18 protein-coding genes are annotated in these 20,122 nt (G+C 59.1%); 12 read left to right on the top strand and 6 right to left on the bottom strand.

The features are described from left to right. Positions 1 to 42 precede the first annotated feature (42 nt). The 3 genes from FG95_RS04690 to FG95_RS04680 are packed head-to-tail and all read left to right on the top strand — an operon-like array spanning position 43 to position 5,573. Positions 43 to 876 (top strand): conjugal transfer protein TraF, encoded by an 834-nt coding sequence (locus FG95_RS04690; RefSeq protein WP_037554262.1) that lies wholly within the window; start codon positions 43 to 45, stop codon positions 874 to 876. Beyond that, positions 876 to 2,324 (top strand): conjugal transfer protein TraH, encoded by a 1,449-nt coding sequence (locus tag FG95_RS04685; RefSeq protein WP_052182092.1) that lies wholly within the window; start codon positions 876 to 878, stop codon positions 2,322 to 2,324. The genes FG95_RS04690 and FG95_RS04685 overlap by 1 nt, the downstream gene beginning before the upstream one ends. Positions 2,325 to 2,348: 24 nt before the next feature. Further along, positions 2,349 to 5,573 (top strand): conjugal transfer protein TraG N-terminal domain-containing protein, encoded by a 3,225-nt coding sequence (locus FG95_RS04680; protein ID WP_052182091.1) that lies wholly within the window; start codon positions 2,349 to 2,351, stop codon positions 5,571 to 5,573. 35 nt (positions 5,574 to 5,608) lie between these two features. Here the strand turns inward: FG95_RS04680 and FG95_RS04675 are convergent, their stop codons facing one another. Continuing rightward, positions 5,609 to 5,818, bottom strand: coding sequence for a hypothetical protein (locus FG95_RS04675; RefSeq protein ID WP_037554261.1), 210 nt, complete (start codon positions 5,816 to 5,818; stop codon positions 5,609 to 5,611). A 194-nt stretch (positions 5,819 to 6,012) separates the two neighbouring features. Here FG95_RS04675 and FG95_RS04665 point away from each other — a divergent pair, with 194 nt between their 5' ends. The 5 genes from FG95_RS04665 to FG95_RS04645 all read left to right on the top strand — a co-directional run bounded on the left by FG95_RS04665 (position 6,013) and on the right by FG95_RS04645 (position 11,641). Continuing rightward, complete coding sequence (locus FG95_RS04665) at positions 6,013 to 6,279, top strand: hypothetical protein (protein ID WP_228383955.1); 267 nt, start codon at positions 6,013 to 6,015, stop codon at positions 6,277 to 6,279. Between the two features lie 4 nt (positions 6,280 to 6,283). Then, positions 6,284 to 6,955, top strand: coding sequence for a nucleotidyl transferase AbiEii/AbiGii toxin family protein (locus tag FG95_RS04660; protein WP_037554259.1), 672 nt, complete (start codon positions 6,284 to 6,286; stop codon positions 6,953 to 6,955). Positions 6,956 to 7,182: 227 nt separating this feature from the next. Continuing rightward, on the top strand, positions 7,183 to 8,697 hold the full coding sequence (locus FG95_RS04655) for a hypothetical protein (RefSeq protein WP_141237228.1): 1,515 nt from the start codon (positions 7,183 to 7,185) through the stop codon (positions 8,695 to 8,697). Continuing rightward, positions 8,694 to 11,069, top strand: a complete 2,376-nt coding sequence (locus FG95_RS04650) for a hypothetical protein (protein WP_037554257.1) — start codon at positions 8,694 to 8,696, stop codon at positions 11,067 to 11,069. Before FG95_RS04655 ends, FG95_RS04650 begins: the two co-directional genes overlap by 4 nt. Further along, positions 11,066 to 11,641, top strand: a complete 576-nt coding sequence (locus FG95_RS04645; protein ID WP_037554256.1) for a hypothetical protein — start codon at positions 11,066 to 11,068, stop codon at positions 11,639 to 11,641. The genes FG95_RS04650 and FG95_RS04645 overlap by 4 nt, the downstream gene beginning before the upstream one ends. Here the strand turns inward: FG95_RS04645 and FG95_RS04640 are convergent. Beyond that, positions 11,638 to 12,141: a hypothetical protein gene (locus FG95_RS04640; RefSeq protein WP_037554255.1), complete on the bottom strand. Its 504-nt coding sequence runs from the start codon at positions 12,139 to 12,141 to the stop codon at positions 11,638 to 11,640. The genes FG95_RS04645 and FG95_RS04640 overlap by 4 nt on opposite strands. 69 nt (positions 12,142 to 12,210) lie before the next feature. Next, positions 12,211 to 12,351: a hypothetical protein gene (locus FG95_RS21020; protein WP_234716212.1), complete on the bottom strand. Its 141-nt coding sequence runs from the start codon at positions 12,349 to 12,351 to the stop codon at positions 12,211 to 12,213. On the opposite strand from FG95_RS21020, the gene FG95_RS20110 reads away from it, so the two are divergent. The 4 genes from FG95_RS20110 (at position 12,293) to FG95_RS04620 (ending at position 14,844) form a co-directional block, all read left to right on the top strand. Beyond that, positions 12,293 to 12,993 (top strand): IS5 family transposase gene (locus FG95_RS20110; RefSeq protein ID WP_234716168.1). Its coding sequence is split into 2 segments (ribosomal slippage): positions 12,293 to 12,569 and positions 12,569 to 12,993, totalling 702 coding nucleotides; the frame shifts between segments, so codons are not numbered across the junction. The two genes, FG95_RS21020 and FG95_RS20110, sit on opposite strands and share 59 nt — an antisense overlap. A 263-nt stretch (positions 12,994 to 13,256) precedes the next feature. Further along, positions 13,257 to 13,880, top strand: a complete 624-nt coding sequence (locus tag FG95_RS04630; RefSeq protein WP_095389291.1) for a hypothetical protein — start codon at positions 13,257 to 13,259, stop codon at positions 13,878 to 13,880. Continuing rightward, positions 13,871 to 14,599 carry a hypothetical protein gene (locus tag FG95_RS04625; protein WP_148309295.1) on the top strand — a complete coding sequence of 243 codons (729 nt, stop codon included), beginning with the start codon at positions 13,871 to 13,873 and terminating at the stop codon, positions 14,597 to 14,599. The genes FG95_RS04630 and FG95_RS04625 overlap by 10 nt, the downstream gene beginning before the upstream one ends. A 47-nt stretch (positions 14,600 to 14,646) precedes the next feature. Further along, positions 14,647 to 14,844, top strand: coding sequence for a hypothetical protein (locus FG95_RS04620; protein ID WP_037554252.1), 198 nt, complete (start codon positions 14,647 to 14,649; stop codon positions 14,842 to 14,844). A 24-nt stretch (positions 14,845 to 14,868) separates the two neighbouring features. Here the strand turns inward: FG95_RS04620 and FG95_RS04615 are convergent, their stop codons facing one another. The 3 genes from FG95_RS04615 to mobF all read right to left on the bottom strand — a co-directional run bounded on the left by FG95_RS04615 (position 14,869) and on the right by mobF (position 20,121). Then, positions 14,869 to 15,870 carry a GSU2403 family nucleotidyltransferase fold protein gene (locus FG95_RS04615; protein ID WP_037554251.1) on the bottom strand — a complete coding sequence of 334 codons (1,002 nt, stop codon included), beginning with the start codon at positions 15,868 to 15,870 and terminating at the stop codon, positions 14,869 to 14,871. Positions 15,871 to 16,152: 282 nt separating this feature from the next. After that, the gene (locus tag FG95_RS04610) at positions 16,153 to 16,758 is read right to left on the bottom strand and encodes a hypothetical protein (protein ID WP_081933005.1); all 606 of its coding nucleotides are present in this window, start codon (positions 16,756 to 16,758) and stop codon (positions 16,153 to 16,155) included. Positions 16,759 to 16,887: 129 nt separating this feature from the next. Beyond that, positions 16,888 to 20,121: a MobF family relaxase gene (gene mobF / locus FG95_RS04605; protein WP_037554295.1), complete on the bottom strand. Its 3,234-nt coding sequence runs from the start codon at positions 20,119 to 20,121 to the stop codon at positions 16,888 to 16,890. Position 20,122: the final 1 nt, after the last annotated feature.

The following is a 20,122-nucleotide window of genomic DNA, read 5'->3' as shown; positions in this document are numbered from 1 at the left end:
GCGCTGCGATCGCGGCAAAGCAGCCTTTCAAAACGGAGAAGAATGATGAAGACGGCGATCCGTAGCGCGATTGCTCTTGCCGGCGCACTGCTCGTCGTTTCCGGCGTACCTATTCGAGCACAATCTTCGGTCGAAGATCGCTCTCCTGATGCGACTAGGCCCTCTCCCAGCCAAGACTTCTACTGCGGCGCCCGCAAACTCGGAACTTGGTTCTATTGCGACAAACCGAAACCGCGACCCAATCCGAATGCCCCGCCGCCGCCGTCGACAGCCGCGAGCGAACGGCTGGCTGCGATCGCCAAGGAGCTCGACGAGCTGAAGGCGCGGGCAATCCTCGAGCCGTCGGAAGTGAATGTGACAGCCTATATTCGTTTCCAGCGCGAGCAGCTCGATCGGGCCTCGATGTTCTCCGATGTCTGGCAGCGGTCGATGTGGCAGAACCCAGAGCTCGACTATACGCTTCAGCGTCCCGTTTCGACGCTCGCCAAGCGCGCCTGGATCGACAATCGCAAGGCTGAACAGGAGCAGGCGCTCCGGAATCTCTCGAAACGCTACGGGATCTTCTATTTCTACGCGCAGAGCTGTGGCGCGTGCGAGATCTTTGCACCCATTCTGAAATCGCTTTCGATGAACAGCGGCTTCAATGTCGTTGCCGTCTCGATGGACGGCGGACCGAACCGCGAATTCCCGAATTACGTCGTCGACGTCGGGCAGCACGCCAAGATGGGCCTCACCACCAAGGCCACCCCGACGCTGGTGCTCTATGACACCGTGACTCGTCGCCCGATACCGATCGGCACCGGCATCTTGTCGGCCGACGAAATCACCGAACGCATTTTCATGCTCACGAGCACCAAAGTGGGGAGCGACTTCTGATGGTCGACATCAAATTCATCGCGCGGATCCGCGTGGCCGTTTCCCGGATCGGGATTGGCATCATTGCGCTTTCCGTAGCCGCGGCGCCGGCACAGGCGGGCGTTGGCGACGAGATGAGCGACTTCTTCAACGATATGGGCGCGTCGGCTAATGCTACCGGGGCGACGGCCTATCAGGGCCAGTCCGCGGGCTATTACTCGCTCGGCTCCGTATGGGCCCGGTTCCCGCAAAAGAGCGTCTATCCCGCCAACATCCAGCTTCCGAAAGTCCGTGCTGGCTGCGGCGGCATCGACATCTTCTCGGGCTCCTTCTCCTTCATCAACATGTCGGAATTCGTCGCCAACCTGAAGGCGATCGCGAATAACGCCATCGGCTTTGCCTTCAAGCTCGCAATCGACAGCATCAGTCCGCAAATCGGCGGCGTGATCGACCAGATGCAGGACATCGCCAACAAAGTGAACCAGTTCAACATGCAGAGCTGCGAGGCAGCCGCCGCGGCCGTCGGCGCCGTATGGCCGAAGGTCGACGCGGCGGAGGATCGAATTTGCCAGTCGATCGGCACGTCTGCAGGGCGCTTCTCCGACTGGGCAAAGTCGCGTCGCGGATGCGGTAATGGCGGCGAGCGATCGTCGACGATCAATTCGAATACCGACCTGGCGCTTGCGGCAATGACCCCGGGCCCGAAAAACTACGCCTGGGACATGATCAAGCAATCGCCGCTTGAAAGCTCGGATCGGCAGATGCGCGAGCTCGTCATGACGCTTACGGGCACGATCGTCGTGGGCAAGCGTCCATCGGACAACGACCCGCTCCCGATCATCTATAGGGGGGAGGGCGATCCCGCGATCCTCGATGCGCTGCTTGACGGCGACAAGGAGATCGACGTCCTCGGCTGTGACGAAACCGACAAGTGCCTCAATCCGGGCAAGCGGACGATCCCGGCGCTTGGGGCTACGGCATTGCGGCCTCGTGTTGCAATGTTGATCCAGTCGATGAGCGACAAGGTGCGGAGCAATGCGGCACTGACGACCGAAGAGAAGAACCTCCTCGGCGTTGCCAGCATCCCGCTTTACAAGGTTGTTGCCGTACAGGCGGCCTCGGGCTTCAACCTGTCGCCGGGCGAGCTCAACTCGCTCGCCGAAGTCACCGCGATCGACCTGCTCAACTCGATCGTCCAGCGGATGCTCGATCAGGTGGCCTCGGGCCAGTCGAACAACAGCAATCAAGCCGATTCCGAAAATTTGCGCCAGTTCAACGAACAGCTTGCGCGCGTGCGCCAGCGGCTGTTCGAGCGCGAAAGCACGGTGAACCAGCGCGTGACGCGGACCTTTGAGATCGTCGATCGCGCGATGATGATCGAAAGCACCCTGCAGACGCGCATGGCGCCGGGGATGGCGGCATCCCTGAATTTCTCCCGCGCTTTGTCGGCGCAAGGTTTGCGGCCCTGATTCCGGGCTGAAGGAGCGCGTGCGATGATCGAGGTGTTCACGGTCGGGGGCGGGGAGTATCTCGTCAACGTCTTCAACGCGGTGGCGTCGTGGTCAGGCTCCGGTGGTTACCGTGGCCTCATTCGCGTTGTCATGGTCATGGCGTTCACCTGGGCGCTCCTCGTCACGGCGTGGAATATGGATCCGCGGGCGCTCCTCAAATGGTTCATGCAGGCGACCCTGATGTATTTGGTCGTCATGGTGCCCACGATCTCGGTAAAAGTTACCGATCGCACCAACCCAGGCGTGACGGCGGCGGTCGTCGACAATGTTCCGGTCGGCCTCGGCCTGGTCGCCGGCTTCACCAGCCAGATCGGCGATTATCTCACGCGAGCCGCCGAGACCGTGTTCGCCATGCCCCAAGTGCTCAATTATTCGACCGGAGGCATGATCTATGGCGCGAAGTTGCTCGATGCTACGCAGGGCCTGAGGATCGACGATCCGGTCTATGCGACCAACCTGAACGAGCATTTCAAGCAGTGCGTCTTTTATGACATCCTGCTCGGCCGCAAAACCTATGACGACACCCTGAAGTCCTCGGATCTGCTCACTGCGATGGGGCCGGGGTCGGTCGCGCTTTCGCAGCAGTATATCTATCCCGATGGCACATCGGGCATCGTCACCTGCGAGACGGCCTACAATTTCATTCGCAATGGCTGGAGCAACTACTACGCCATCGCAGCTCCCAAAATTGCAGCTCAGTTCTTCCCCGGCATTCCGGTTGCGCAAGCGTCGACCCGCCTGAACAACGACATCAGTAATATGAACGCCGCAGGAATGGGCTCGAGCAGCGGTCAGCTCGTTCGGCAGGCGATGTTCATCAATGCGCTGACGGAGGCGCGCGACAGCTTTGCTAGCGGATCCGCGCAGGGTTCGATCGATGCGTTCGCGCAGACTCGCGCGGACATTCAGACCCGCAATACCTATTCGACGATCGCGTCGGGCGCGATGAAATGGGTTCCCTTGCTGAACATCGTTCTGACGGTCGTTTTCTACTCGCTCTTCCCAATCCTGTTCCTGCTGATGCTGCTGCCCACCAACGGCATGACCGTTGCCAAAGGCTATATCACGGGCTTCTTCTATCTGGCTGCCTGGGGGCCGCTGTTCGTCATTTTGAACATGATCTTCATGTCGCGTTGGCAGGATTCTCTTGCATCGTGGGGCGCGAATGGTGGGATGACGGCCGCCAACTTCTCCGGCATCTCGGCTGTCAACCAGGACGTCGGCGCGCTCGCCGGCTATATGATCATGTCCGTGCCGTTCATCGCTGCCGGCATGGCGAAAGGCGCAATGGCGATCGCGTCGCATTCCGCGAGCTTTCTCTCGCCAAGCCAGAATGCGGCTGAGCAGGCCGCGGCCGAAGCGACCACGGGCAATTATTCGTACGGCAACGCTTCGCTGATGAACCGGCAAGTCAACACGCTGCAGCGGGACCAGTACACGACAGCCCCGAGCTTCAGCACTGGCGCCGCGACCATCCAGCAGCGCGCCGGGGATGGCGCGTTCATGCGTTATAACGAAGATGGAAGTTTCGCTTACGACACTAGTCAGGGCATTTCGAACCTTGGCTTCGCGATCTCGGCGAGCAAGGATTATGGGTCGCAGCTGCAGAAGGGGCTTAGCCAAGGGTCGGGTGTCGTCGAGCAGAAGCGCGTTGCGGCGAACGATAGCTGGGCGACGACGCGCACGGAATCGGCGCGGCTGTTCGACACGGCGCAGACGTCGGCGAGCTCAACAACCGAAGAAGGTCGCTCGCTGCAGTCGTCGATCGCTCAGGTCCAAGATCTTTCGTCACAGTGGTCGAATACGCTTCAGACCCAATTTGGCATGACGAAAAGCGAAGCGGATAAATTGGCTCGTGATACGGTGTTGACCGGAAGGGCGGGAGTTGGTGCGTCGGGTGCGGTAAGTGGAAAACGCGGGCCGCTCTCAGGTCAAGTCGATGGGAAGATCGGCATCGACGGCAATTCGAGCGACAGAAGGAACACAGAACAGGGCGTTTCAACTCAGAACGCAAACACTGACGCCTATCAGTGGCTTGAAAGGGAATCGAATTCGGAGGCTGCTCGGCAAGCGCGCGAGAGCTTCTATCGTGCAACCACGTCGTCGACCGACAGTCAGGTCCGTGGTCTGGGGCAGGAAGTATCGCAGGATCTGAGGCACTCACAAAGCCTCAGCGAGGAAGCTTCGCGCGCGGAAGAACGGTATCAGCGTTGGTCGAGCGAATTCTCGCAGTTCGAGCGCGACGGCTATGCCTTGAACAAGAATTTGAGCCAGGAATTCGTCCGCTATGCTCAAACTGCAATGATGGACCCGCAAAATCGTCATCTCGATCAGAGCTATCACCCGGGCCTGGTCAACATGACGACGACGCAGGCGATGACGCAAGACGCTTTGCTGAAGCAGTTCATGGACGATCGCGTTGATCAGATGCACCGCGACCTCGGCGTGGTTCCGGACGCTCCTGCCGGCACGATTGTGGGACCCTCGTTCTCTACCGCCGACGACATACGCGCGATCGGCGCTGCCGGTATGGCCGAGATCGCAGCGCGCGGCCCTGCGGTCGATGTTTCCGGTACGGCACGTGACGTAGCGCTCGAGGATAATGTGAGCGGTCGACTCGATGGGAGCGTCGCGCGCCTCGATGAATATGGTCACGGCATGAGGGCAACCTTGCTCGGCGATCGGCGGCAGGCAGACAGCCTGGGTGCAACGGCGGAGGCTCGGAACGATTCGTGGGTCATCCGCACCATGCCAGGCGTGGCGTCGGCGATGAGGGCGCTCGGGCTCGATAACGCGGCGGACGCGCCTCTCGGCGGGCACCGGGTAAATCTGGGAGGAGTAGCCGCCGCCGCCGGCCTCGGCGTTAAGGGCGGGGCAAATCTCAATTCAATGGACTCGAGCATGGCGCCGGCGTTGACCGCCGCTGCTGCCTCGGCTCACGCGCTCGGGTTGCCGCAGCGCATCGTAACGTCTGCCCGCGACAGTCAGCATTCTCGCGGTAGTTTGCATCCCGAAGGGAAGGGGCTTGATCTGCGCGGGAATGACATCAGCATTGCGCAGGGCCGCCAGTGGGCTCGCGATGTTCGCGAACGCCTCGGACCGGACTATGACGTCAATTTTGAGACGTTCCGCGACAATCCGGCGAACAATCATCTTCACATCGAACATGATCCAAAGCCGCGTGGCGGGAAGGGTCGCAAGCGCTGACGCCCGCGGCCAGCGGAATTAACCGCTGGCCGTGGTCAATGTGTTCCGAAGACAAGGATGAACCCGAAATAGGCGGCAACTACCGCCAGCCCGGCATACAAGAGGCGCGCACCCCAAGGCCCAAGCTCCTTCATGTCGCCACGGTTCTTGGTTAGTCGTGCGAGTCCATCCTCCGCTGCTGACGAAACGTACAGCGGGTGCGACGGATCGTAGAGTCGCCTCGCGAAATTGTCGTCGTCATTCATGGGCCAATCCTTCGATGCGAACATACAGGAAACACCCAAGAACGGCAAGTTTCTGCATGTTTTGCGGTTACAGATAAGCTCCGACGCAGCGGAATTTGAGCCGGGTTTGCCCAGGAAAGCCGCCATTCTTGTTTTGATAACAGCTCAGAGCTATATAGGAGCAACGATCCAGAGAGGGTCGCGTTAAGAGTCGGATGATGGCAAACGCTGTAACTCAAGTGCTTACTACGGTGAACGCCCCTTACGGGGCGGCTGTTTCTGCACATCAGCTTGCCGCTATGATCGTCGATTCCGATAGCGCGATTAGCTTTAATGCGCCAGTTTTCGCATTCTTCTCCGAAGTTCCGCTTCAGGTCCAGAAGCAGTTCATGTGGGCCATGAATGTGGATGAGCAACTAGCGAGCCAAGTCGCTGAGCAAGTCTCCCAGCTTTCGGGTTACGCATTGCCGCTGGCGGCCTGACGCCGTGCCCGAGAAGCGGCCAAGCGAATGGCCGGCCCTTTTCGATCTCGCAATCGATATCCTGAAGCACTTCAACGAAGCGAACGGCTTTTCACCCAGTTGGAGTTTTGGCGGCGGGACTGCGCTCATGCTGCAGATCGACCATCGGGAGAGTCACGACATCGATCTGTTTCTGGACGATCCACAATATTTACCGTTTTTGAACCCGGAAACACAGGGTATCAAACTCGAACGGGCTCCCGATAGCTATCAGGCCGGCACGGATGTCTTAAAGCTCGCATATGAGGAGTTGGGCGAAATCGACTTCATTTGCTGCGACAATATCCTGCTCGACCCGACCGCAGCGACCGATGTACGAGGTCACGCTGTCGCGCTTGAAACTCCGGCAGAAATTATTGCAAAAAAGGTGTTCTATCGCGGTTGGAGTCTCCAACCGCGAGACATGTTCGATCTCGCCGCGGTCGCTGAGCATTTTGGGTCCGACTACGTGCTATCGGCCCTCAAGCAATGCCCGCCTGACAAATGCAAGACTGCGCTGGAAGTCATCGACAAGACCAACCCGGCCTATGTCGAAGGGATCATCGGGCAGCTCATGCTGCGCGAACACACGCGCAGCCTCGTCGCGCATTCAAGGGATATCAGCCGAAACCTGATTGAGCTTGCAATCACCAACTGACCTCACTTCGGGCTAGCACTACCTTTTGGCCGCACCGTCGCGCTCGATATCGTTCCGCAACGGCGCAAATCTTCATGGCGCTGCGATCCAAATTCGATATGTCGAGGCAGCGTCTGGGGGCGCTACGCCAGATTACACAGTCTCGATCTAACTTCCGGAAAACGGCGCGCGAGACGTCTTATACGATAAGGGGGACCAAGTCTTGGAGCCCTCAATAGGGGGAAATTTTGGACCTATTACCGCAGTGGACGGAGAAGGCTGACAAGCGCGGCCTAGACCCCCTAGGCATCCAAAATAGCGGCGTGCTGCTCTACCAAGCCCTTTTGCCGGGTATCAGCAATGTTACCCTCAGAATGCGCTATTACTGCTATTATTGCTGGGTCAGCGAAACCTATGCGCGTAGCGGAGCGTCCGACGATTTCGAGGCATGGCGAACCTGGCTCCGCAAAGCTGAGGCGCTCTACGCCCTCGTCGCCGCATATGCCGAAGAGACGGGTGTCGGCGGAACGGAATGGGCAAATGGCCGGCTCGCCGTAGACAAGAAGGTCATCGACTTCGCCGCCGCCGCTTCAACCGATCGATCGCAGAAGCTATATTTGCGCCAAGCGCTTGGCGTCTTCGGAGGCGCATATTTTTCCCAGATGGAAGAGATGGGGCTCTTCACCTACAATAAGCATGGCATCCAAGTCGCCACACGCGAACTCGGCAAGCGAGCCGCGACCCTATTCGCCGATGCGATCGGCCCAGACGTCGCAAAGCTGCTCAGGAAGAAGATCGCCGACGCCAGCGTGAGTGCTCGCGAACTCGAGCGCCTTAGCCCAATTGCTCCGTCCGAAATCGACGAAGACGGCGCCGAGCGCGAATTTTACGAAATGCTCCTTTTCGCCGAAGGTGACACTGCCTCGGAGAACGCGCACAGTCGAAGCGCATCGCTGCGGCTCGTCCTCCATACAGCGCGCGCCATCGAAGCGGCTCCCGGACCGGAAGATGTCCGATGGCACCTCTTCGATGTGCCCGCGGATCCTCTGCCCGCCGAGCTTGAGGCTCAACGACTGAACTGGGAAGTCTACAACTGTCAGGACCTGATGCAGGTGGCGGCCGCGTCCCTGCTGGCTTGGGCCCTCTCGCTGCTCAATTCCGCCGACGGCGGATTGCCGATTCTCGAAATCCGCGCGCAAGTCGTCGACGAGCTCACGTCGCAATCCGAGCTGGGATTCGCCGGATCATGGCGTGAATTCCGGTCTAGGAATGTCCGCGAGACCTACGACTTTAGAGAGACCTGGAACCAGATTACAAACTGGCGCGGCGCCCCTGATGAGAAGGCGATGGCGGCCGTTCAGCTCATGGCGGCGCTCCATCAACGGACCTTGGACCGTCCCGATCTCGCTGACCGGATCAATCGAGGCTTTCCTCTCCGCGGCATGGCGCATTCTCTGCGCACCGAGCTAAACTGGCTGGCCTCGGAGGAAGATCAGACCGTCATCGAGAAGATCGCCGACTATATGATCGAACGTGTAGTTCGACGTCATAGCTGGGTTGCGATGCAGAAGCTGCGCCGGCAGCGAGATTATACCTTCCTGTTCGAGGTACGGGACGGCCGACTGATCTATCTCAAAAACTATCAGCCGGTCGCGACGACACCTCGCCTTATGCCTGCGATCCAGTTTCTTGAAGACATTCACCTCTTGAATGAAGATGGTCCGACTTCGCGCGCGCTTCCCTTGCTGGAGGCAGCCGCATGAAACTACCTGAACGGTTGGGCCGTCGACCCCGCAAGCCTTTTCATAGTGCCATCACAACCACATTCGCGGTCGAATTCGCGGCGGTTGAAGAAATCCTGCTGCCGCAGCTTAGGGCCAGCGGCGCCAACAATCTTCTCTTGGTGGCCGACGATCGCATGGCGGCTATGGCGCTTACCGACGGCTCGAGATTGCCCGTCGCGCTCGGCCGCGATTACGCACTCCATAGCCCACCAGCGAGTGACGGCATCTTCCACCCGAAGATCATTCTGCAACTCGGTCGCGAAACGGGAAGGGCATTTGTCAGCTCGGCCAACGCCACCGGCGCCGGCCTCGGCGGAAACGTGGAAATCGCCATCGAGATCGAGTCTGGCAATGAAGATGGACCCGAACGTGAAATCCTACGCGCCATCTGGCAGTATCTGAACTCCTTAGTTTCAGAGGAAGCGTCGCCCGCACGAGATGCGCTGCGCTGGGCACGCGAACGGGCGCCGTGGCTGGAAGGGCCGGTCGGAGCGCCGCTCAAGGAACTCGACGACGGCTCTGCGATTGGCTTTCTTCCTTCATCAACCGATCGCGGAATTTCGAACCAGTTTGTGGAATGGATCGGCAACGAGAAGGTGCGGAAGCTGCTCGTTGTCAGCCCTTATTGGGATAGCAACCTCAGCGCCCTTTCTGAATTGGCGGCGGAGCTCTCGCCCAAAGAAATCATCCTTCCTATCGACAGCGAACACCACGAATTCCCCGCCGAAGCTGCCTTCGCAAAAAAGGTTCGGCTCGTAGATCTCAATTCCCCGAACTCGCGCTTCACTCATGCGAAAGTCTTCGTCGCGCTGACGAAGCATCATGACCATATCCTTTTTGGGAGCGCGAATTGCACGACTGCGGCGCTTAGTAGCGCCGGCAGCAACGCGGAGGCCTGCGTCTATCGGCGGCTGCCCGCGGGGACCGCAGTCAAAGCATTGGGCCTCGATCGCTGGATCGACGCTGATCGGCTTGAGCTTTCCCAATTGGCGGACCGCGAAGACCTGCCTGAAATCCCGCTGGCGATCTTGGAGGCGCGGCGTCCTGGCTCCTTTGAAACGGATCAAGGTTCCCTGTTCTGGCAGCCACCTATCGGCGATGCGGGAGACGGTATCATCCAGCTCCTAGACCGTGCCGGCGCACTGCTAGACGACATTCCAGCGGCGTCCTTTGCAAGCGCGGGCTCTCGACTAGCAGTGCCGATCACCTCGGAACTTCAGCAGAAGCTGTTCTTTGCGCGCATTGTCCGCGGCGAATTTGTGTCAACGACGGCCCATGTTTCGCACCGTCAGGCGCTGAGAGAAAGTCGCCGGGAAGCAGCCAGCGGCCGCGTTGCTCGTGCGCTTTCTCAATTCACCGATGGAACCGATTTTGAGCTATGGATGCACGAAGCATTCGAAACGCTGGTCCGGGCCGATTTCTCGCAGAGCAAAGAGGGTGCCGCGATCGCAAGCGCCCGCCCGCGAGAACCGAAAGAAGTCGGGGCGGCGGCGGACCCCACAAATCTCAGCTATGAGGAATTCACCGAAGCGCGCCCAGGCAGTGCGCGGGGGAGTGGGAACGGAGCCAATAGTCTCGCGGGCACCTACACCGACAGCATTCGCGATTTCCTCAATCTGTTGACCGGGCGCAGTGAGCCCAGCGCCGATCGCGACGATGACGGCTGGCTCGATATGGGCGAAGAAACGGATGATATAGATGACGTGCCGGATGCCGACGTCGAGTCCGCAGCGCTAGCTTCGGTCAACCCGGAACCCGTCGAGCGTCGGAAAATAGATGCCAAAGAGTTCGAATATTATATCTGGGCCTATGCAGAGGAAATCGAAGATGACGGGGATGCCATCGGATCAGCCGAGGTCCTCCGTCTTCGCTATTGGATCCTGCTCCTGCTCTTCAAGGCGCGCTGCAACGATCTCCCCAAGGGGCTCGATTGCTCGAGCGCACCCCAGTCATGGCCCCGACTGGTCGCACGGGCGCTCGTCGCATTCTTTGGCGGTAAATCGCCAGCTATCTCGCGGCTCATGATGGCACGAGAGTATAGCGAAATGCCGGTCGACTTTATGGAATGCTGGGTAACCTCGCTTTGGGCGCTCGACGCCATTGAAGCACTGATGCCGAACAATCGGGCAAATCGCGACTTCCTGCCATATGTCTCAAAACTTCGGGTGCTGATGATAAAACTGCTCGGCCTTACCGCTGCGGAACTAACTGGCACCACCGCCGCGGACATTCGCGCTGGCTTGGATCGCTCGATCGGAATGAGACTGGGGTTGCTGGCAAGCGCGGACAATATCGCGGCGACAGCGGCAGAAGACACCATGGTTGGTTCGGAAAGGGACGGAGTTGAATGAGCAAGATTTGGATCGGCGTAGCCGCCGTCGCGACCATCGCCACCGGTTACGGCGCTTGGAACTTCCTGTCGCGCCCGGTCGATATGCCGCCATCGGCTGGCAAGCAGGTGACTTGGGAGAAGATGGCGGATGGAAGCTTTGTTGCGCAATCGGGCGTCGGAGGCTTCTCTGACGCGCTGACCCGCTGCTGGTCCATCAAAGACGGCTACGAATGCGTTCATGCGGCGCAAATGTCTCAGACCATCGACATCTCTGCGGGGGAAGTGAAGACCCTGCCGAACGATGGCAACATCAGCGGGATCGGTTTCGAGGGCGACAAGTTGATCATACCGGACGCCTACCGTTGCTCTTCGATAGGCATCGGCAATCCGGAAGAGACAATCGTAGGTCGCGGCAACCGGTTGGCATCGACCAGCAAGGGTTGGTCGAAGGCGTATGTGACCAAATATCTGGCGGACAATGGCATCAGCGCCAAATGGTTCAACTGCGTGGGCTTAGCCAAGCTATTGGACGACGGTTCCTATGCGACGTTGGGAACGACGTCTGTCACCCGGAAGATGGTGTTCGACTAGATGATCGCTTGACCGGAAACCTCACTCCAGCTTACGCGGATTTTCCCCTTCGCCTTGGGGAGTGATTTCCGGTCGATCAGCTTCCCGCTGATATCGAACTCGTCGTTGATGCGGACGATCAGAACCTTGCTGAAGTTCCGCGCCATGTTGATTTCAACGGTGTCCGTCCGCTTGAACGGCGTGATCGTTTTGATTTCGATCAGGTCGTTGCCAAGTCGTCCGTCGGACCCTTGCGCGTAGTTTCGGTTCAACCGGATACCGTGGGTGATCGCGCCGTATAATTCGCCGATATCGCCGTAGACGTGCAAATGCTTCCCGGTGTGGGCATTGTAGCTACATGCCGTTGAGAGAAGGCTTTCGAAGATCGGGACAAGGGAGATGTCGGCGTTTGGATATTTCGCCCGCCATTCCTTGTATTCGATCTGCTGATTAATCTCGTCCCAGCTGACCCATTCGCCATCGTCCCAAAAGGCTCGGTCGTGATCGGCAAGTTCCATCATGGGCACACACTAGGGTTAAAACCCAATCAGCCTCTTGAAATTGCTTGTATGTATTGATTCAAAGGGCCTTCACCGCAGCGGGAGGCCCTTCACGATGTCGCGTTCTTTATTCTGGTTGTCGGACGAAGCTTGGCTGGCGATCGAGCCGTACTTGCCCCGGAACCAGCCTGGTGCGCGACGGGTCGATGACCGGCGGGTGATTTCGGGCATCCTTCATGTACTGAAATCCGGCTGCCGGTGGTGCGACTGTCCGGCAGACTATGGACCATCGACGACGGTCTACAACCGCTTCAACCGCTGGTCGCGGCGGGGGTTCTGGACGAAGTTGCTCGATGCCTTGGCAGGGGCGGGTGCGGTGACGAAGAGCACGGCGATCGATAGCACCTACATCAAAGCCCAGCGCTCGGCCTTTGGTGGAAAAGGGGGCGCCAGACGCAGGCGATCGGTCGTTCTCGCGGCGGCTGGACAACCAAGATCCATGCCCTGACCGACGTTCTCGGCCGCCCCTATGCCCTTATGCTGACGGCGGGCAATGTCAGCGATGTGAAGGCTGCACCGGCACTGCTCGAACGCGCCGGACCGATGCGCTACCTGCTCGGCGACAAGGGCTACGACGCAAACCGGCTGCGGACGTCCTTGCGCGAGAATGGCACCAGCCCCGTCATTCCGGGTCGCCGCAACCGCAAGCGAGCCATCCGATACGATCAGCACCGCTACCGTAGCCGGCACCTCATCGAAAATGCCTTCTGCCGGATCAAAGACTTCCGTCGGATCGCCACACGCTACGACAAGCTCGCCGCCAACTTCCTGTCAGCCGTCGCGCTGGTCACTACCTTGGCCTTCTGGCTCTGAATGAGTCTCAGCCCTAGCAGCAATTGGTGAACAGCTTCTGTCGCTGAAGATGTAATCCGATTGTACACGGGTAGAAACATACGTGCCCGGAACGTTCGTGCCTCCCGATCCTCCCTTAACGTCGGGACACAGCTATTCTGGTTGTAAGATCATCGGCATCTGTGTCGCCGACGTAATTGCCCTTTAACGCCTGTCCGGGTAATGCTCCGTGATGAATTCAACACGCGGGGGCGGATGTGTCAGGACTTTTTGCGATCATTTTCTTGGCGGCTGTCGTCGGGGTTTTCAAACCCTACATTGGGAGCCTCAAGCGTTGGCATTTCGCCATAGCTGCGATCGTCTCGCTGATCCTTGTCGGCTCGTTTGCTGATCCGAAGGCAAGCACCACAATGGCGGCAAGTGATCCAGTCGCCAGCACGACAGAGCCGAGCGCGAAGGGTGAGGACGCAGCGCCCTCTGCGCTGCCGTCGAAGTGGACCTACAACGAACAGATGGACGAAATGCGCGGGACCGTCACGAAAACGGCGCGCCTGACCAGTTCGAACGAAGTGAACCTTCAATTCCCGTATGGAACGGTCAGCGGATATATTGAAGTTCGCAAGCGCCCGACTGACGGACTGAACGTGATGTTCCTTGTCGATAAAGGGCAAATCCTCTGCCGTAGCTACAGCGATGGTCATGTGTCGGTGAAGTTCGACGATCAGCCTATCAAGCGCTATGCTTGCGACGGTGCCAGCGACGGGAGTTCGGACATCGCGTTCCTCAGCAACGAATCCGGATTTCTTGCCAACCTGAAAAAGTCGAAGAAGGTCATCATCGAAGCCGAATTCTACCAGCAGGGTAACCAGCAATTCGCCTTCGACACGGCAGGCTTGGATTGGAAGTGACGGGCTTTGCGCGCCGCTTTCGTTGGCTGTTACCTATCGCACTTGCTCTTGCAGCTTGTGGGTCCACGGCACCAGCCGCCCAATCGGAAAACGCAAAACCTTCCGGGATCGGTGGCTACGGCAATTTGAAGTTTGGAATGTCGTTCGCAGAATCGACCGGGCTGACCGGCTTGAGCCGCTTCAATCCAGCAGCCGTCAAAGGGTGCTTGCTCGAACTAGCCGTGCGCGGCTGCTATCTTACGCCCGACAATAATCTTATCTCCTACACCAGTGTGGATGGCATCCCATACACGCTCGCGCTGTCCTTCAACCGGTTTGACAAACTGACCGACATCTCGCTCAAATACGAGCGCGAGATGATCGACGACCCGGACCAGAAGATGTCGTTGGAAGATTGTAGAGCCATCCATGAGCGGACGGCTGATTGGCTCGTGAAGGACTTCGGAGCCTTCGAGCAGAAGAAGGAAAAGGGCGTAGAAATCGTCAAGACAGCCAAGGGTAGTGAATATTCTTACTATCTCGACGGCACGACGTTTATCGCCAGTTTTCAGAAAAATCTCTCGGATAAGCGTCGGATATTGCTAGTTTCCCATTATATGGTTCTCGGGTCGAACACGACGTGCAGCATCGGTGCAGAATTTTCCGAGCCTGACACGGTTGAGCGTTGGGAGCTTTCACCCGACGAAAAGAAGCAATTAAACGAGATCACCAAAGGCTGAGGACATCGCTGCGTAGCCGGGGCACCATCAGTGTGGTATTATGACCTATGGCGAACGAACTGGACGACATCAGGGCGCAGGCGAACTGCCCGGCATGCGGTTTCGTGCTGAACCTCACTTACAAGACGTTGCGCTTGCGGCGAACGGTCGAATGCCAAGGTTGCGGCGAGACGATCCGGCCAATTGACGAAACACCGATTGGGAAGGTTCAGGCGCTGATCGACGACGTAAACAAAGCCGCATAACCTCTTCCGAAAGGCGCTCTCACATCACCAATTGGACTTGCGTCCAGCCGTGGTATTTTTCTGCCAATTCTCGAAAATTTCTTGCAAATCGGGCGGGATCGCCGCTTCGAATGCCTCATCGAGCGGATAATGTGGCATGGCCTCGACGACGGCGTCGAGCAGCGCCAGCCCCTGCTTACGGTCCTTCGGACGCTTAAGAGGGTTGCGCTTGGCCTGCTCTGACATCCAGAGTTTGTGGAGCGCAAACCATCGAGGGTCCGGCGCTACGATCCGGGCAGGGGACCCATCGCGGCAGCCGACGACTTGATCGACCGGTCGACCAAGCAGCAGCCACTCCTGCTCTTCCAAAGGAATCGGCCGCGGTTGATCGCGGTCGCTCAGTGTTTCGGCACGAGACGGCGCTACGAGCAGCTCGACCTCATACGCCCGGGCATTCCGTGCTTGGAAATCACGCTCGCTGTTGATTGTGAAGGTCGGGTCGACGGTCTTCAGCATCTGCCAGACGGTTTGTTCGGAATTGTCTTGCTCGGCGGCGACCCAGGCGAGATCGAAGTCTTCGGTTTCGTCGGGCAAGAGAATGAAGCCATTGGCCTCTATCATATAGGCCGCGATCGCGTTGGTGCCGACGACGAGGAGGTGCGAGCCAAGAAGATCGCGACGATCGCATTCTCGAAGAATGGGACCGGCATCGCTGGAAAGCAGGGGAAGTCGCAGAGCCCGGTACAGAGCGGCGCTTTCGGCAAGTTTGGCGCTCAGTAGTGCGCCACGTTCTTTCAGCTCCGCCTTTTGCTGGCGATATTTTTGGAACTCGGCTTCCCGCGCAGCGTCCATGCGACCGAGCGACTTGCCGTTTCCGCTGCGATCATGGATCTGATAGAGATATTCATATTCGCCCACTGTCTTGCGGCGCAAATCATAAGGCAGCGCGGCCCGGGCGCGTTCGGTTACGACCCAGGCTTCATATCGTTGCCGGAGGTTGACGAGAAGCCGGGATTGCTCATCGCTGAAGGTGCGAAGGGTGTCCATGAGGAGTTATCCCACAATTTCCAAAGTCTGTCAAATGTGGGATAAATAATTGTTCGATAATAAAGATTATGTTAAATTTCTAGCTTGTGATCAATTATAGCAGCGCTCTGTTCCCAGGCAAAATGCGAGCAGAACGCGGATAAAAGAAGGGCCAGCTTACGCCGGCCCTGAAAAGTTTTGGGAGAGGATGCCTGAAAGGCGAATGGCATATGGGAAGCGTCAGTTTATGTTGCAAGTGCGAAGGGCCATTTTTTGGTCCCGGAGCAATTGCCACGACCTCAACTAGCGAGCGTACGAAAAAAGCGGCAAACTGTCTTGATGGGGCGCGCCGATCGTCGAATGACGGACCCTCGCCGTTTGCAGCAATTCGCGTGCAACCCGCGACAGGGTGTAGACCGCCTGGCGCCGCGCGCCGCGATTGTAATGGTCGACGCGATAGCCTTGATAATGCCGGTGCAGCAGTCCCGCGCGCACGAGGTCCGAGACTGCGCGGCTGACGTTGGCCTTTCCCGCCGTACGAATGCGCTGCCGCAGCTCGTCGTCGATGATGGTTTTCGCGGCAACAGCGTCGGTGGGGAGGCGCCCAGTGCTCCAAAGTTCAGATTTCACGCGGGCAGCTAGCGCCTGACGACGCGGATCGCGAGAGCCCATGGGAGCCAAAGCGTCGCAAAGCCAATCCCGAATGGTCGCCGCAGTGCCATCGGTGACAACTAGCGGCCCCGCCCTTCCATCCGGGCCGGCGATACTCGCAATGAGGTTTAGAACCATGAAGGCATAGCGCGGGCGGGCTGAGTTTTGCGCCAACGCTTCCATCATGGTCGGCATGTTCACTGGCGGCCCATTATCGCCGTGCTGCGCAAGGTTCTGAAGCATGTAAGAATCATGCATATCTAGAACGAAAAGTGAATCCCCAATCCAAGAAATCGAACACTTTGTCATCAATGACACTTTGCCGGCGGGTAAAGTGTCATTGCCGACATTCTATTGAGCGTGGCCAAGGCAGAGCGATCGGCGCATTTACAGCTCAAGCCCTTTCGACCGATCGAGTTGAGGCTCTTCGCGCGGCGCTGGAGCCACGGGCCTTCCGGCACCCTTTCCTTCGGCGGGGCTGGGACCGCCCATATCCGTCTCCTTGGTTTCGGGTTTTTCCGCTGTGGCGGCGGCAGCGACATCAAGGCTGTTGCCGAGATCGAGTTTGCGCTCGAGGTCAGCGAGAGTCGGCTTGTCCGCCTCCTCCCCGGTCGATGTGTCGCGTACCCCGTCTTTACCAGACAGGATGCGTTCCACCGCCAGCTCGCCGATCGCCTCGAGTGCGGAGGTCTTGTCGCCGCGGTTGCTCTCGAGCTGACGTATCAGTTTGACCTTGTCGTCGGTGAACAGCCTGACATCCATTTGCTGCCGCGTATGATTGACGAGAAAGGCGCGAGCGTTGGATAGGTTCGTCTCGCCCGCTCCCATAACCGAGAATACGGCCTCGTTCGTGATGCCCTGTGCCATATGCGTGTTGATCGCATAGGCGAGATCCATGCGCTTGAGCATCGGGTCGGCGTTCTTCAGCTCGCGGACCTCGCCGTCGGCGAGTTTCACAACGATTCCGTCCCGGTCGACCTTTTCGATGCTGGCGATCGTCGCGTTGATCATGCCGCGTCCATCGCGCTTATCACTGTCAGTCCAGCGGATGCGCTCGCCCTCGTGAACCTCGATGCGCTTTTCGTTGCTGAGCTTCAGACGATTAAGCTTGCCGCCAGGGTCGATCTTGGACGGTTCGACACGGTGCTTGCGCCCGCGCATGTCGCGGAGTTCGACGCGGCCGTTTTCGAAGACGCGCTCGATATAATAATCGCCCTTCGGTAGACCTAGCCCATTATCGCGACTCCCGACTTCGAGGAACTGCGCTGCCTTCCAGTTGCGGGCGTAGCGATACTCCTCGCGGGTGAGCTGCAGAGTCTCTCGAACATTGAATACGCGCCCGTCCCCTTTCAGCGTGCCTTCGGCTTTCAGCCCCTCCTGAATGATCTGGTTGGCCTCCGCACGTCCATCGCGGCTCGAAGGCAGGAGCGTGGTCTTGTTCCGCTCGTCTGCCGGCAGCGCGAGCCAGGCGCCGGCGGCGTCGGCGATCCGGGTTTTGCTCTCGATGACGCGATCCCGCAGGATCGCGATCGCGCCGCGCACGTTGCCGGCATCGGCGAGATCGGCAACCAAGCGCATGTCTTCGGTTTTCTGGCGCATGTTTATGTTGACCTCGCTGACCGGAAGCTGGTCCTGGATGGCGCGCGCCTGCATGACCGAGAAACTCTTGCCCGCGTCGATCGGGTTGAGCTGTTTGCGGTCGCCGATGATGGCGAGGCGGCCGACCTCCATCAGGTTCGCGATCGCGGTTAGCTTGTCCATCCGCTCGTTCGAGATCATCGATGCTTCGTCGAGGATAAGATAGGTGCCGGCGAGGTCGGCCTTACGCGCGGCGAAGGCTTCGGCCGACGCCTCGCCATTCAGAAACTTCTCGTTCGAATAGATGAAGCTGTCGACGGTGCGCGCTTCCATTCCGGTGTCTGTTCTCAGATCCGCGACCATCTTGTTCTGGAAAGCGAGGGCCTGCGCATCGCCGCGCATATCGGCGGTTAGCAGGATCGATTTGGCGTCTTCGGCGCCTATCAATCGCGCTGTGGCATCGATGGCCTCAGCCTTGGCGACGGGCTGAAGCATGGTCGACTTGCCCGCGCCGGCACGGCCCTGGACGAGCACGATGCGGTCTGGAGATGAGACGATCTGGATCGCGGCCGCGAGCTGTTCGGTGTTGAGCTCGCGCGGGACCGCGAGCTCCTGCAGACGGTCGCGAGCGACGTCGGCCGACATGAGCGGGCGCGCTTCACCGGCGCCTGTGTCCATCGCCTTCAATATGCGGCGCTCTTGCTCGATCGCCTCCCGCGTCGTGATCATGTCGATCGCTTTGTCGAGCCGTTGCGAAGTTTCGGGGACGATCTCGCCCTTTTCGACGAGCTCGGCGATCCGGCGCTCGATGCGTTCGGGCGTCACACCCTTCTCGCCAAGATCCACAGCCGTCTTTATGACGTCGGCCGTGCTGAAGACGGCTTCGCGTTCGCCCAAAATGCGAATGGCGCTCGCGGTTGCATATTGGGTTCGGGCGGTCGCCGGCGTGCGTGTCAGTTTGGCGAGGCCGGAATCGACCAATGGATCCTCGGGCCGCTTCAGATAGTCGACAAGGCGGTCGCGACTATCCCGAATGGCGGTGCTGACGGCCAATATTCCGCGTTCGATCGGAGAGCTGCGATCCCGCGACCTCTCGAGAGCCATGGCGTAAATCTGGTCGCCATTGTAGCGATAGTCTCGCGCCTCGGCGCGCCAACGCTCGGCAAGTTCCGCGCGATCGCCGGCATCCATCTTCGGATCGCGCGTGCGCTGCGTGATGGCGCGTCGGCCTTCCGGACTATGTACGCCGAGCTCCTCGGCCTTTGCCTTTATGTCGTTACCGCGCTTGGAGAAGCCATCGAGAGCTTCCTTGTTGATCTTCTCCCCATTGGGGCCAAGAAGCTCGAAAGCGCCATGTTTACCCGTGATCTCGGTTTTATAGCCCAGCGCCTCGACTTTCTCACGGAGGATGGCGTTTGCCATCGAGGTGAGCGTTGCGCTGGCCTTGTACATCGTCCCGTTGTGCCAGGCGCGCCAGCCATCGTCGCGGATGTCTTCGCCGGTCTTTTCGTCGACGCGATCGGGATTCCGGAATCGCTCGGGAAGCCGGGACAGATTGGCGATGACGGCATGGATATGGCTCTGCGGGTCGGTGGCCCGGCTCGTGTCATGCGGAAATAGCGCGTAGACCAGGTTGCCGGTGCGGACAGCGACATCCTTGCCGTCAACATGAACGCGAGCTTCGGCGAGGTTCTTCTCTGCCCAGGCCATCGTCTGTTTGACTGTTTCCATATGCGCGGCGAGGATCCGCTTGTCGCCCGAAACCAGCGCAAGGAGCGAGGCTGACTTCGGCATCGAAAATGTGAAGTCGCGACCGCTGACGCGTGTCGCTGGATCGCCGATCTGCTTTCCGTCAGGCAGCTCGCCGTTCAGGATGCGTTCGAACGTGGCGGTATCGACGGTCCCAGACAGTCCGAGATCCTTCGACCCCTCCCCCGCCCAGGCTGACACGGCTTCCGACTGTTCGGCCGTATAATAATTGTCCGCCGCGAAGTAGGCCGCGGCCCCTCCCGCGGAATGCACTTTGCCGATCGAAACCGTCATC

It is taken from the genome of Sphingopyxis sp. LC363 (genome assembly GCF_000756385.1).
GTDB lineage: Bacteria > Pseudomonadota > Alphaproteobacteria > Sphingomonadales > Sphingomonadaceae > Sphingopyxis.
The sequence above is the reverse complement of the archived record's forward strand: the minus strand, read 5'-3'. Positions and strand labels throughout refer to the sequence as shown.

Excerpts from the sequence above, each read along its gene's own strand:
- FG95_RS04690 (WP_037554262.1), top strand. The coding sequence starts at position 43 with ATGATGAAGACGGCGATCCGTAGCGCGATTGCTCTTGCCGGCGCACTG.
- FG95_RS04685 (WP_052182092.1), top strand. The coding sequence starts at position 876 with ATGGTCGACATCAAATTCATCGCGCGGATCCGCGTGGCCGTTTCCCGG.
- FG95_RS04680 (WP_052182091.1), top strand. The coding sequence starts at position 2,349 with ATGATCGAGGTGTTCACGGTCGGGGGCGGGGAGTATCTCGTCAACGTC.
- FG95_RS04675 (WP_037554261.1), bottom strand. The coding sequence starts at position 5,818 with ATGAATGACGACGACAATTTCGCGAGGCGACTCTACGATCCGTCGCAC.
- FG95_RS04665 (WP_228383955.1), top strand. The coding sequence starts at position 6,013 with ATGATGGCAAACGCTGTAACTCAAGTGCTTACTACGGTGAACGCCCCT.
- FG95_RS04650 (WP_037554257.1), top strand. The coding sequence starts at position 8,694 with ATGAAACTACCTGAACGGTTGGGCCGTCGACCCCGCAAGCCTTTTCAT.
- FG95_RS04645 (WP_037554256.1), top strand. The coding sequence starts at position 11,066 with ATGAGCAAGATTTGGATCGGCGTAGCCGCCGTCGCGACCATCGCCACC.
- FG95_RS04640 (WP_037554255.1), bottom strand. The coding sequence starts at position 12,141 with ATGATGGAACTTGCCGATCACGACCGAGCCTTTTGGGACGATGGCGAA.
- FG95_RS21020 (WP_234716212.1), bottom strand. The coding sequence starts at position 12,351 with ATGCCCGAAATCACCCGCCGGTCATCGACCCGTCGCGCACCAGGCTGG.
- FG95_RS04620 (WP_037554252.1), top strand. The coding sequence starts at position 14,647 with ATGGCGAACGAACTGGACGACATCAGGGCGCAGGCGAACTGCCCGGCA.
- FG95_RS04615 (WP_037554251.1), bottom strand. The coding sequence starts at position 15,870 with ATGGACACCCTTCGCACCTTCAGCGATGAGCAATCCCGGCTTCTCGTC.
- FG95_RS04610 (WP_081933005.1), bottom strand. The coding sequence starts at position 16,758 with ATGCATGATTCTTACATGCTTCAGAACCTTGCGCAGCACGGCGATAAT.
- mobF (WP_037554295.1), bottom strand. The coding sequence starts at position 20,121 with ATGACGGTTTCGATCGGCAAAGTGCATTCCGCGGGAGGGGCCGCGGCC.